Annotated in this window: 9 protein-coding genes, 1 tRNA gene and 1 pseudogene; 7 read left to right on the top strand and 4 right to left on the bottom strand. The window is 72.5% G+C overall.

Annotated features, from left to right (window positions below):
- A pseudogene (rph, locus tag HUN59_RS19460) lies at window positions 1–220 on the bottom strand (ribonuclease PH); the annotation flags it as partial.
- A gap of 57 nt (window positions 221–277) precedes the next feature.
- On the opposite strand from rph (HUN59_RS19460), the gene murI reads away from it, so the two are divergent.
- The 3 genes from murI to rdgB are packed head-to-tail and all read left to right on the top strand — an operon-like array spanning window position 278 to window position 2,444.
- Window positions 278–1,123: a glutamate racemase gene (gene murI / locus HUN59_RS13920; protein ID WP_174778675.1), complete on the top strand. Its 846-nt coding sequence runs from the start codon at window positions 278–280 to the stop codon at window positions 1,121–1,123.
- On the top strand, window positions 1,120–1,854 hold the full coding sequence (gene rph, locus HUN59_RS13915; protein WP_058743126.1) for a ribonuclease PH: 735 nt from the start codon (window positions 1,120–1,122) through the stop codon (window positions 1,852–1,854). The genes murI and rph (HUN59_RS13915) overlap by 4 nt, the downstream gene beginning before the upstream one ends.
- Window positions 1,851–2,444, top strand: a complete 594-nt coding sequence (gene rdgB / locus HUN59_RS13910) for an RdgB/HAM1 family non-canonical purine NTP pyrophosphatase (RefSeq protein WP_174778674.1) — start codon at window positions 1,851–1,853, stop codon at window positions 2,442–2,444. The genes rph (HUN59_RS13915) and rdgB overlap by 4 nt, the downstream gene beginning before the upstream one ends.
- A 97-nt stretch (window positions 2,445–2,541) precedes the next feature.
- Here the strand turns inward: rdgB and HUN59_RS13905 are convergent, their stop codons facing one another.
- From HUN59_RS13905 to HUN59_RS13895, 3 genes are all read right to left on the bottom strand, one after another.
- The gene (locus tag HUN59_RS13905; protein WP_058743128.1) at window positions 2,542–3,234 is read right to left on the bottom strand and encodes a DedA family protein; all 693 of its coding nucleotides are present in this window, start codon (window positions 3,232–3,234) and stop codon (window positions 2,542–2,544) included.
- Between the two features lie 102 nt (window positions 3,235–3,336).
- Window positions 3,337–3,420 (bottom strand) — tRNA-Leu (locus HUN59_RS13900).
- Between the two features lie 84 nt (window positions 3,421–3,504).
- On the bottom strand, window positions 3,505–4,830 hold the full coding sequence (locus HUN59_RS13895) for an MFS transporter (protein WP_058743129.1): 1,326 nt from the start codon (window positions 4,828–4,830) through the stop codon (window positions 3,505–3,507).
- A 42-nt stretch (window positions 4,831–4,872) separates the two neighbouring features.
- On the opposite strand from HUN59_RS13895, the gene mnmA reads away from it, so the two are divergent.
- From mnmA to HUN59_RS13875, 4 genes are all read left to right on the top strand, one after another.
- Window positions 4,873–5,979, top strand: a complete 1,107-nt coding sequence (mnmA, locus tag HUN59_RS13890; RefSeq protein WP_152999589.1) for a tRNA 2-thiouridine(34) synthase MnmA — start codon at window positions 4,873–4,875, stop codon at window positions 5,977–5,979.
- Between the two features lie 83 nt (window positions 5,980–6,062).
- The gene (gene ligA, locus HUN59_RS13885; protein WP_174778673.1) at window positions 6,063–8,429 is read left to right on the top strand and encodes an NAD-dependent DNA ligase LigA; all 2,367 of its coding nucleotides are present in this window, start codon (window positions 6,063–6,065) and stop codon (window positions 8,427–8,429) included.
- A gap of 79 nt (window positions 8,430–8,508) precedes the next feature.
- Window positions 8,509–9,933, top strand: a complete 1,425-nt coding sequence (locus tag HUN59_RS13880) for an alpha/beta hydrolase (protein ID WP_174778672.1) — start codon at window positions 8,509–8,511, stop codon at window positions 9,931–9,933.
- Window positions 9,934–10,109: 176 nt separating this feature from the next.
- A complete protein-coding gene (locus HUN59_RS13875; protein WP_174778671.1) occupies window positions 10,110–12,494 on the top strand; it encodes a transglycosylase domain-containing protein in 2,385 nt (794 codons plus the stop codon).
- The last annotated feature ends 694 nt before the right edge of the window (window positions 12,495–13,188 follow it).

Raw genomic sequence — 13,188 nt, 5'->3', positions numbered from 1 at the left:
CGTTCGTCGAGCGCGGCAGCATCGAGTACTCGGCGGTGACCCAGCCGGTGCCCTTGCCGGCGAGCCACCGCGGCACGCCGTTCGTGAAGCTCGCGGTGCAGAGCACCTTCGTGTTGCCGAAGGAGATGAGTGCGCTGCCCTCGGCCTGCGTGCTCCACCCCCGCTCGATGGTGACGGGACGGTGGTCGGTGGCGCTGCGGCCGTCGATGCGGGTGCTCATGGGGTCCTTTCGGTGCGGGGCGGACCGTGGGTGTGCGGGCGTCGGTACGCTGGGGCCGTGACGGATGCACCGATCGGAGTCTTCGACAGCGGGGTCGGTGGACTCACGGTGGCCCGGGCGATCATCGACCAGCTACCGCGCGAGAGCATCCGGTACGTCGGGGACACCGTGCACTCGCCGTACGGCCCGAAGCCGATCGCCGACGTCCGCCGCTACGCGCTCGAGGTCATGGACGACCTCGTCGACCAGGGCGTCAAGGCGCTCGTGATCGCGTGCAACACCGCCTCGTCCGCGGTGCTCCGGGACGCGCGCGAACGGTACGAGCAGGCGTACGGCATCCCGGTCGTCGAGGTCATCCAGCCCGCGGCACGCGCCGCCGTCAAGCAGACCCGCACGGGGCGGATCGGCGTGATCGGCACGGTGGGCACGATCGCCTCGCGGGCGTACGAGGACGCGTTCGCGGTCGCGGCCGACGTGACGCTCTCCCTCGCCGCCTGCCCGCGCTTCGTCGAGTTCGTGGAGGCGGGGGACACCTCGTCGCCGGCGCTCCGCGAGGTCGCCGCGCAGTACCTCGCCCCGATCCGGGCGGCGGACGTCGACACCCTGGTCCTCGGGTGCACGCACTACCCGCTGATGTCCGCCGCGATCCAGTACGTCATGGGCCCGGACGTCACGCTGGTGTCGAGCGCCGAGGAGACCGCGAACGACGTCTACCGACGGCTCGTCGAGCACGGCCTCGAGCGGACCGCCGCCGAACCGCCCACGTACTCGTTCGAGGCCACCGGCGAGGACCGGAACGGCTTCATCCGACTCGCACGCCGCTTCCTCGGTCCCGAGGTCTCGAGCGTCGGACACCTCCAGACAGGGGCCATCACGTTGCCCCGCACCGAAAGGACCCCATGAGCACCCGCATCGACGGCCGCAGCGCCACCGACCACCGTCCCGTCACCATCGAGCGGGGGTGGAGCACGCAGGCCGAGGGCAGCGCACTCATCTCCTTCGGCAACACGAAGGTGCTCTGCACCGCGAGCTTCACGAACGGCGTGCCGCGGTGGCTCGCCGGCAAGGGCACCGGCTGGGTCACCGCCGAGTACTCGATGCTGCCGCGCTCGACGAACGAGCGCATGCAGCGCGAGTCGATCAAGGGCCGGGTCGGCGGCCGGACGCACGAGATCTCGCGGCTGATCGGGCGCTCGCTCCGCGCGGTCATCGACACGAAGGGCCTCGGCGAGAACACCCTCGTCATCGACTGCGACGTGCTGCAGGCCGACGGCGGCACCCGCACGGCGTCGATCACCGGCGCCTACGTCGCGATGGTCGACGCGATCGAGTGGGGCCGCGACAAGGGCTTCATCGCGAAGAAGGCCACCCCGCTCACCGACAGCGTGCAGGCGATCTCCGTCGGCATCGTCAAGGGGGAGCCGATGCTCGACCTCGCCTACACCGAGGACTCGGCGGCCGACACCGACATGAACATCGTCACGACCGGCTCCGGCAAGTTCATCGAGGTGCAGGGCACGGCCGAGCACGCGCCGTTCGACCGCGAGGAGCTGAACACGCTGCTCGACCTCGGCCTGGCGGGCAACGCCTCGCTCGCGGCGATCCAGCGCGAGGTGCTGGGGCTGTCCTCGTGACCGGGCGCAGTGTCGTCCTCGCGACCCACAACGCCGGCAAGGTCGTCGAGCTGCGGGACATCCTCGGCGACGCGCTCGGCCGCGGGGTCGAACTCGTCGGCTACGACGGACCGGAGCCCGTCGAGGACGGCGACTCGTACGCGGCGAACGCGCTCATCAAGGCGCGTGCGGCGGTGGCGCACACGGGACTGCCGGCGCTCGCCGACGACTCCGGGATCGCCGTGGACGCGCTCGACGGCGCCCCGGGCATCCACTCCGCGCGCTACGCCGGGACCAGGGTGGACGCGGACAACATCGCGCTGCTGCTGCAGAACCTGGAGGGCGTCGTGGAGCGGACCGCCGCGTTCGTCTGCGCGGCGGCGTTCGTGACCCCGGACGGGACCGAGCACGTGTTCGAGGCGGTCTGGAACGGCGAGGTGACGACGGAGCCGATCGGCACCGGCGGGCACGGCTACGACCCGGTGTTCCGGCCGGACGACGCGGACCGGACCTCGGCCGAGCTGACCCGCGACGAGAAGAACGCCCTGTCGCACCGCTCGAAGGCCTTCCGGGGCATCGCACCGATCGTCCGCGAGTACTTCCAGGCCTGACGCGCCGGACGCGCCTGACGCACCAGACGCCCCCGGGCAACACGAGACGCCCCCGGCAACGGGGGGCGTCTCGACGGTTCGGGGGCGTCTCAGTCCGTCAGGGCCGTTCGCGCTCGGCCTCGGCCTCGGCGGCGTGCTTGGCCTTCCGAGCGGTCCGCCAGTAGTGCAGGCCCGCGGGCACGACCGTGACCAGCACCGCGAGGATGAGGATCACGTCGATGTAGTTCCGCACGACGTAGGCGATCGGCGGGATGTACCCGAGGAAGTACCCGAGGAAGGTCACCCCGACGCCCCAGATCACCGCGCCGATCGCGTTGTACAGCGAGTACTTCTTGTAGTTCATCCGCCCGACCCCGGCCGCGATCGGCAGGAAGGTCCGGACGACCGGGACGAAGCGCGCCAGGATCACGGCGAGCGGGCCGAAGCGGTGGAAGAACGCGTTCGTGCGGTCGACGTTCTCCTTCGAGAACAGGCCGCTCTCCTTGCGCTCGAAGATCGGTGGGCCGGCCTTCTTGCCGATGTAGTACCCGAGCTCCCCGCCGAGGAACGCCGCGGCGCCGATCATCAGCGCAGCGACCCAGATCGGGATCCCGCCGATCTGGCCGCCGCGGTCGAAGGCGAACAGGCCGGTGATCACGAGCAGGCTGTCACCGGGGAAGATGAACCCGATCAGCAGGCCGGTCTCCGCGAAGACGATCCCGCAGACGACGAGGACGGCGATCGCGCCGAAGTGGTCGAGGATGTACTGCGGGTCGAGCCAGGGGATGAGGGCGAGGGGAAGCGCGTGCATGGTTCTTCCGGTCGAGGTCGGGGTCACGGGGGACACCCGCTCGACGAGGGTACCGCCCAGTCCCTGTCGAACCATCCCCCGGGAGACTGATGCGCCCCGCCCTGGTGCGGAAGGAGGGACTCGAACCCTCACGCCTGGGGCACAGGAACCTAAATCCTGCGTGTCTACCGATTCCACCACTCCCGCGAGCAGCGGCAGTCTACCGAGCGTGACCGGCGGGGCGGACGGGCACCGATCCTCCAGACCGGATCGCGCGCCCGACCACCTGCGTCACCGCAGCCTGCGGGGCAGGTACCGCGGCACGTACCGCAGCAGCACCCCGACACCGACCAACCCGAGGACCCCCATCACCCCGCTCGCGAGCGCGAGCGACGCGACCGCGGTCACGCCCGAGATGACCAGCGGCGCCGCCGCCGACCCGAAGTCGCCCGTGAAGCGCCACGCGCCGAGGAACGGCGCGGGTTCCCCGCGGGGCGCGAGGTCCGCGCCGAGCGTCATGAGGATGCCGGAGCCGACGCCGTTCGCGAGCGACATCCCGATCGCGATCGCGACGAACCAGCCGACGCGGGCGTCCAGGTGCCCGCTCCACGCGAGCAGGAAGTAGCTGACCGCGAGGCCGAGCATGCACGGCAGGGCGCTCGCCAGACGCCCCCAGCGGTCCATGATCTGCCCGCTCGTGTAGAACAGCGCGAAGTCGACGGCACCCGCGATGCCGATCACGAGCGCCGCGGTCGAGTCGTCCATGCCGACGCTCACCGCCCAGAGCGGCAGGATCACCTGACGGCCGGCGCGGAGCGCGCCGATGAGCGCGGCGCCGCTGCCCAGCCGTGCGAGGACCCCGCGGTGCTCGCGGAGGGTGCGGAAGAGGCCCTGTGCCTCGCGCTGCACGAACTGCGCGCCGGTGTCGGTGGGCGGTTCGAGCGGGTGGCGGACGTCCGCCCCGTCGGCTGCGGTCGGTGCCGTGGTCGCGTCCGCCGGCCGGGAGGATCGTGGCGGCACCCGCAGACCGCGTGTGCCCGTCGCGGGGTCGCGCAGGACGAGCAGGACGACGGCCGCGGCCAGGCAGCAGGTCACGTGGATCCAGAAGGCGCTCTGGGTCGTGCCGGTGAGGTGCACGACGGCGGCGGAGATGAACGGTCCGACGAAGTAGCCGAAGCGGAAGACCCCGCCCAGGCTGGACAGGGCGCGGGCGCGGATCCGGAGGGGGATCGCGGTCGTCATGTACGCGTGCCGGGCGAGGGCGAACACCGCCGTCGAGACGCCGACCAGGAACACCCCGACCGCGAGGACCCAGGGGTTCGGCGCGACGGTGCAGACGAGGAGCCCGACGACCGAGACGACCGCCGCGCCGATCATCGCGTTCCGCTCGCCGATCCGGCCGACGACGATCCCGGAGGGCACGTCGCCGATGAGCTCCCCGACCAGGATGAGCGCGGCGACGAAGCCCGCGAACGCCAGGCTCGCCCCGAGCGACGACGCCGCGATCGGGATGATCGGGATGATCGCGCCCTCGCCGATCGCGAAGAGCGCCGCAGGCAGGAAGCCCGACAGCAGCACGCCCCGGAAGTCGAAGGCGTCGTCCCTGGTGCTCGTCATCGTCGAGCCACGGTACGCCGGTCCCGGAGTTACCCTGGACACATGCGTGTTCTGGCGGCGATGAGCGGTGGGGTCGACTCGGCGGTGGCCGCGGCACGGGCCGTCGACGCCGGGCACGACGTGGTCGGCGTGCACCTGGCCCTGAGCCGGATGCCCGGGACGCTCCGCACCGGCAGCCGCGGGTGCTGCACGATCGAGGACTCGATGGACGCCCAGCGCGCCGCCTCGGCCCTCGGCATCCCGTACTACGTGTGGGACTTCTCGGCGCGGTTCAAGGAGGACGTCGTCGACGACTTCGTCGCCGAGTACCAGGCCGGTCGGACCCCGAACCCCTGCATGCGCTGCAACGAGCGGATCAAGTTCGCGGCGCTGCTCGAGAAGGCGCTCGCGCTCGGGTTCGACGCCGTCTGCACGGGGCACTACGCCTCGATCGTGACCGGGTCGGACGGCGCCCGCGAGCTGCACCGGTCGGCGGCGTGGGCGAAGGACCAGTCGTACGTCCTGGGTGTGCTCACCGCGGAGCAGCTCGAGCACGCGATGTTCCCGCTCGGGGCCACCCCCTCGAAGGACGAGGTCCGGGCCGAGGCGGCCGCGCGCGGGCTCACGGTCGCGCAGAAGCCCGACTCCTACGACATCTGCTTCATCCCGGACGGTGACACCCGCGGCTGGCTGGCCGACCGCGTCGGGACCGCCCCCGGATCCGTGGTCGAGCGCGACGGCACGGTGGTCGGCGAGCACGAGGGTGCCACGGGCTACACGGTCGGGCAGCGCCGCGGGCTGCACCTGGGCCGGCCGGCGCCGGACGGGAAGCCCCGCTTCGTGCTCGAGATCCGCCCGAAGGACAACACCGTCGTCGTCGGCCCGAAGGAGGCGCTCGACGTGTCCTCGCTCGCCGGGTCGCGGTACACCTGGGCCGGGTCCGCGCCGGCCGACCCGACGGTGCCCTTCGCGTGCGAGGTGCAGATCCGTGCGCACGGCGACCCCGTGCCGGCGACCGCCCGGGTGGAGGACGGTGCGCTCGTCGTGGACCCCGACGAGCCGCTGTCGGGTGTCGCCCCCGGGCAGACCGCGGTGGTCTACGTCGGCACCCGGGTGCTCGGGCAGTGCACCATCGACCGGACGGTGTCCGCGGTCCCGGTCCCCGCCTGACCGTCGCTGCGTCCCGCGGTGCGCCGCGCCGGGGCGCGGTCGTCGCTGCGTCCCGCGTCGGCGGTGCACGGTAGAACTGACGCATGAGCGAGACCGACGCCACGTTCGAGACCATCGACCCGGACGACCTCGACGCGGCCCAGGCCCAGCGCGAGGTCGACCGGCTGCGCGTGCGCATCAACGAGCTGCGCGACCAGTACTACGAGGGCAACGGCTCGACGGTCTCCGACGGCGAGTACGACGGGCTCGTGCACCGCCTCGACGCCGTCGAGCAGCGATTCCCGGACCTGCTCACGCCGGACAGCCCGACGCAGACCGTCGGCGGCCAGGCGCAGACCGTGCAGTTCGCGCCGGTCGAGCACGCCGAGCGGATGCTGAGCCTGGACAACGTGTTCAGCCCCGACGAGCTGACCGACTGGGCCGTCAAGGTGCAGCGGGACGCCGGCGCCGAGAACGTGCGGTTCCTCACCGAGCTGAAGATCGACGGGCTCGCCATCAACCTGCGGTACGAGCACGGACGGCTGGTCTCGGCGGCGACCCGCGGCGACGGCGTGGTCGGCGAGGACGTCACCGGGAACGTGCGGACGATGGGCACGATCCCGGATCGGCTCGCCGGCACCGGGCACCCGCCCCTGGTCGAGGTGCGGGGCGAGATCTTCTTCCCGGTCGAGCAGTTCGACGAGCTGAACGCCCGGCAGCGCGACGCGGGGGAGCGCGTCTTCGCGAACCCGCGGAACGCCGCGGCGGGGTCCCTCCGGCAGAAGGAGGAGGGCAAGTCCGAGGCGAAGCGGGCGCTCATGGTGGACCGCCTGCAGCGCCTGCGGATGCTCGTGCACGGGATCGGTGCGTGGCCGGTGCGGGAGCTCGAGTCCGAGACCGACGTGCACGCCCAGTCCGAGGTGTACGAGCTGCTGCAGACGTGGGGTCTGCCGACGAGCACGCACTACCGGGTGTTCGACACCATCGACGAGGTGCAGGCGTTCGTCCGTGACTACGGCGACCGCCGGTCCTCGGTGGAGCACCAGATCGACGGCATCGTGATCAAGGTCGACGACCTGGCCCTGCACGAGGAGCTCGGGTCGACCTCGCGGGCGCCACGGTGGGCGATCGCCTACAAGTACCCGCCGGAAGAGGTCCACACGAAGCTCCTCGACGTGGTCGTCAGCGTCGGGCGCACCGGCCGGGCCACCCCGTTCGCCGTCATGGAACCGGCCGAGGTCGCCGGGTCGGTCGTGCGCCAGGCGACCCTGCACAACCAGGACGTCGTCAAGGCCAAGGGCGTGCTCATCGGCGACACGGTCGTGCTCCGGAAGGCCGGCGACGTCATCCCCGAGGTCCTCGGCCCGGTGGTCGAGCTCCGCGACGGCAGCGAGCGCGAGTTCGTGATGCCCGAGAACTGCCCGGAGTGCGGCACGCCGCTCCGCCCGGCGAAGGAGGGCGACAAGGACCTGCGCTGCCCGAACGCCCGCAGCTGCCCGGCGCAGGTGCGCGGTCGTGTCGAGCACATCGCGTCCCGCGGTTCGCTCGACATCGAGGGCCTCGGCGAGGTCGCCGCCGCCGCCCTGACCCAGCCGCTCCACCCCGAGACGCCGCCGCTCGTGACCGAGGCCGGGCTGTTCGACCTGACGATGGAGGACATCGTCGGGATCGAGGTCATCGTCCGCGACGCCGAGACCGGCATGGAGAAGACCGACGAGGACGGCACCCCGAAGCGTGTGACGCCGTTCAGCCGGGCGCGCAAGAAGACCGACCCGCCGTTCGACCCCGACGCACGCGGCGCGGACCACACCGGCGCGCCGAGCCGGTACCCGTCGAAGAACGCGTTCGAGATGCTCGCGAACATCGACGCCGCGAAGACGAAGCCGCTCTGGCGCATCCTGGTCGGCCTGAGCATCCGGCACGTCGGACCGGTCGCCGCCCGGGCCCTCGCGAACCACTTCGGCTCGCTCGACCGCATCCGCGAGGCCTCTCGCGAGGACCTCGCGGCGGTGGACGGCGTCGGTGGGATCATCGCGGACGCCCTGATCGACTGGTTCGCCGTCGACTGGCACCGCGAGATCATCGACCGCTGGACGGCCGCCGGCGTGCAGTTCACCACGCCCGACCACCCGGGGCCCGGTGCCGCGGTGGAGGGCGGCGTGCTGACCGGCCTGACGGTCGTCGCGACGGGGTCCCTCGAGGGGTACACGCGAGAGGGCGCGCAGGAGGCGATCATCGCCGCGGGCGGCAAGGCCGCGTCGAGCGTCAGCAAGAAGACCGACTACGTCGCCGCCGGCCCCGGAGCCGGGTCGAAGCTCACGAAGGCCGAGCAGCTCGGCGTCCGGATCATCGACGCGGAGCAGTTCCGGCTGCTCGTCACCGAGGGGCCGGACGCGATCGCGCCGGAACCCGAGCCGGAAGGCGAGACCGCCGAGCCCGAGGCCGCCGCGCCGGACACCGCCGCGGACTGACCCAGCACGGTCTCCGGGCCGGACCGGGGTACGCCACACCCCGGTCGGTACCCAGTTCGGGGCACAAGTTGCAGCGTGCATGCCGCTCCGCGGCCATTCTCCTTACACTCGGAAGGGCATCACTCGTCGCCTGGAGGGGGACGGCGAGACGGCCTTCCCGGGGGAGACCATGCTGCTCATCGCCGCGGCCCTGCTCACCGCCTCGATGCACTCGCTCGGAGTGATCGAGGCCCCTGGGGTGCCCACCGCGGCGCACTCGTCCGCACACGGTGTCGTCGCTGCCGCTCCGACGCGCGCCGCGGACGGACTGCTCGGCACCGCGCGGGGCACGGACTTCCTCGCCGACCTCGCGACCGTCGACCGGGACGCGCTCGCGGCCGCCGGGCACGACGACCGCGTGCTCGCCACCGCGCAGGACACCCCGCCGGCCGCGGCCGACGTGGCCGGGTGGTGGTCCGCGCTCGACGACACCACGAAGGCCCGACTCGTGGCCCTCGCCCCCTCGGTCGTCGGGAACCTCGACGGGGTCCCCTACGACGTCCGGGACCGGGCGAACCGGGTCGCCCTCGGCATCGACCTCGCCGACCCCGGCACCACGGCGGCCGAGCGCGCGATGCTCGACCAGGTGCGGGACTCCCTCGAGCACGCCGCGGGGACGCCGTACCGGTCGCTCGTCGTGCTCGACACCCGGGGGACGGGCCGCGCGGCGATCGCGGTCGGCGACCTCGGGACCGCGGCGGACGTCACGGTCGTCGTCCCCGGGATGTTCTTCACCGTCGGCGGCCAGATGCACGACTTCACGGACACCGCCGGCGACGTGTACCGGGAACAGACCGCGGTCGCCGGACTGGCGCGTCCGGACACCCGGCGCGGCAGCGGCACGGGCGAGGCCGTCCTGGCGTGGATGGGCTACGAGACGCCGGACCTGTCGAACATCCTGTCGCTCGACCTCGCGAAGACCGGCGCCGGGCGGCTCGAACGACTGGTCGACGGGCTCGACGCCGTGCGCGGCCCGGGGGAGCGGCCGCGGCTCAACGTCGTCGCGCACTCGTACGGGTCGACCACGGCGATGATGGCCCTGGCATCCGGGCGGATGCAGGCGGACACGCTCACGGTCCTCGGCTCGCCCGGCAGCGACGTCCGTTCCGCGGCGCAGCTCGCCGTCCGCCACGGGCAGGTGTTCGTCGGTGACGCGCACGACGACCCGATCGCGGGCACCGGCTACTTCGGCACCGACCCGGGCTCGGCCGGGTTCGGCTCGACGCTCCTCGACCTGTCGGACGACCTCGCTGCGCAGGGCGACGGCACGTTCCGTCGGCCGGTCGGGCACAACGACTACCTCAAGCCCGGGACGGCCTCGCTGCACGACGTTGCGCTCATCGCGGTCGGCCGCGGCGACCTCGTCCGGCACCAGGGCGGCGGCGGACCGGGCGGTGACGGCTCGACCCAGCCCCTGCCCGACATGTACCTGGTGCGCCCCCAGGACCTGCAGCCGCGGGACTGACCGCGCCGCCCGACCGCCTGCCAGGGCCGAGGCGAGGCGGGCCGCGGCCGACGGACCGACGTGCCACGATCCTCCAGGCCGGCCCACGTGCTTCCTGAAGGGGTTCCTGTGGGCCGGTGCAGCCACCGACGGTTCCACGGCAGAACCACCCCAGACCACGCCCGTACGGTTCCGCCATGCGTGCGTTGCGGTGGCCCGGTGCCCTCTTGTCGTTCGTGGCGATCTCCGGCCTGGCCGGGATGCTCGTCGCGGTCGCGGTGACGCCGGCGGTCGCCGTCGCCGGCGAGGGCACCTCCGGCGCGGTGGCGTTCTTCGAGGACCTGCCGAGCTACCTCGACATCCAGGCCCCGCAGCAGGTGTCCTCCGTCTACGCGACGCAGGGCGGCCAGCAGGTCAAGATCGCGTCCTTCTACAGCGAGAACCGGACCGACGTCGCCGCGAACGCGATGGCGGACACGCTCAAGCAGGCCGCCATCGACACCGAGGACCCGCGCTTCCGGCAGGAGGGCGGCATCGACGTCCTCGGCACCATCCGTGGCGTCGCGGCGACCGTCGTCGGCGGCGACGTGCAGGGCGGGTCGAGCATCACGCAGCAGTACGTCAAGAACGTGCTCGTGCAGCAGTGCGAGGAACTGACCGGCAAGGACGCCGCCGACACGCAGAAGAAGATCGCCGCCTGCTACCAGGACGCCGCCGGGGTCACCCCGCAGCGCAAGCTCCAGGAGATGCGGTACGCGATCGCCGTCGACAAGAAGTACTCGAAGGACCAGATCCTCACCGGGTACCTCAACCTGGTCGGGCTCGGCGGACGGGTCTACGGCGCCGAGGCCGGAGCCGAGTACTACTTCGGCGTGCACGCGAAGGACCTGTCGCTCCCGCAGTCCGCGACGCTCGTGGCGATCCTGAACAACCCGTCGAACCTGCGCATCGACCAGCCGAACGACAAGGACAACGGGCAGGCGAACGGCTACGCCCTGACGAAGGACCGCCGTGACTACGTGCTGCAGCGCATGTACGTGCACCACGACATCTCGAAGGCGCAGCTCGACCAGGCGAAGGCCACCCCGATCACGCCGAAGATCACCGACACGGCCAACGGGTGCTCCGCCGCGGCGAGCACGTACGACGCCGGGTACTTCTGCGACTACGTCCGGAACCAGGTGCTGCAGGACCCCGCCTTCGGCAAGACCGCGGCGGACCGGATCGAGACGCTCGACACGAAGGGGCTCGAGATCCACACCTCGCTCGACCTCGACCTGCAGGCCCAGGCCCAGTCGGCGCTGTCGTCCTACGTCCCGGCCACCGTGGACGGCGTCGACGTCGGTGGGACCAACGTCACCGTCGAGCCGGGCACCGGTCGCGTGCTGTCGATGGTGCAGAACACGAGCTACACGCAGAGCGACAACGGCGGTGCCGGCGCGACCGCGATCAACTACAACGCGGACACCGCGTACGGCAACTCCGGCGGGTTCCAGACCGGTTCGACGTACAAGGTGTTCACCCTGGCGGAGTGGCTCGCATCCGGGCACACCCTGTCCGAGTCCGTCAACACGACCGAGCACACCTTCCCGCAGTCCGAGTTCACGAACTCGTGCGTGCGACTCGGCGGTGACCCGTGGAAGGTCGCGAACGCCGAGAGCGTGCCCGCGTCGATGACCGTGCAGGCGGCGACGTCGGAGTCGATCAACACCGCGTTCGGCGCGATGGCGAAGCAGCTCGACCTCTGCAAGATCAAGGAGACCGCGCAGGCGATGGGCATCCACCAGGCGGACGGGTCCGCGCCGGACTCCAACCCGGCGTCGGTGCTCGGGACGAACAACCTGTCGCCGATCGACCTGGCGGAGGCCTACGCGGGCTTCGCGAACGGCGGCATCGTCTGCACCCCGACCGTGATCGACTCCGTCAAGGAGGCCGACGGCACGAGCATCACCCCGTCGCCCTCGTCCTGCACCCGCGGTGTCTCGCAGGAGGTCGCCGGCACCGTCGACTACGCCCTGCAGGGGGTCCTGACCGGCGCCGGGACGGCAGCCACGGCGAACCCGGGCGACTCCGTACCGAAGTTCGCGAAGACCGGCACCACCGACGGTGACGTGCAGAACTGGCTCGTCACCTCGACGACGAAGTACACGAACGCGACCTGGATCGGGAACGTGCAGGGGAACGTCGGGCTCGCGAACGTGCCGTTCCCGCACGGGACGACCGGGTACAGCGCGAAGTTCGGGGTCGGCCGCTCGATGATGACCTACCTCGACCAGACGCTGTCCGGCGGGGCGCTGCCGGCGCCGGACCCGGCGATGATCGGTTCGGTGGCGAAGGCGCCGTCGTCGTCCTCGTCCGGTGACTCGACTGCGGGTTCGGCTGCGGGTTCGGCCTCGTCCGGGCAGGGCGCCGGTTCGACGCCGTCCGCGCCGTCCACGCCAGCTGCTCCGGCTGCTGGTGGTACTGGTGCTGGTGCTGCGGCCGGGTCTGGTTCTGGTTCCGGCTCGACCGGCGGCGGTGCGTCCGGCGGCGGGTCCGGGAAGGGCGGGACGACCGGGCCCGGCTCGGGTTCCGGCAAGTAGCGGACAGGAGGCGCGGTGCCGGCCCGGTGGGTCGGCGCCGCGCCTCCGCTGTGTGCGGGCACCGGGCCTGTGGGGCGCGGCGCGCAGTGCGGCTGCGCGCGGCGCGGGGCGCGGGGCGCGGGGCGGCGAGCGGGCGAAGTACGCGGTGTCCGGCGGGAGTGGCGCGACGATTCCGCCCGCTCGGGGTCCGGGGTTGGCTGCGCGCTGCAGAACCGGGCCCGCGCGGCGGACCGGGCCCGTGCCTCCAGGCCGTGACGGGGCGATGCTCGCGACCGCGAGCGGGCGTTCCGTGCGGTGCGCGCTCCGTACGGCAGGCGGGAAGCACCCACTCGCGTGGAGCGAGGCGGCGAGCGGGCGGAAAGGGTGCGTCGCCTGGCGGGGTGGTCGCGGATACCGCCCGCTCGCGGTGGCGGAGTGGGGTCGCGACCGCGGGCGGCGCGGACCGTGCGGACGGGAGGCGGCGACCCGGCGGAAAGGGGGCGCCATCTGGCGGGGTGGTCGGGGATACCGCCCGCTCGCGGCGGCGGAGTGGGGTCGCGACCACCCCGCCAGGCGACGCCCCCTTTCCGCCCGCTCGCCGCCTCCCCCCCCGCGAGTGGGGGCCTCTCGCCTGCCGGACGGCGCGCGCCCCGCAGCGACCGCCCGCCCGCGGTCGGGAGCATCGCCCCGTCGCAGCCCGGCGGCACGGCGCCGG

This window comes from Curtobacterium sp. Csp2, assembly GCF_013347165.1.
The sequence above is the reverse complement of the archived record's forward strand: the minus strand, read 5'-3'. Positions and strand labels throughout refer to the sequence as shown.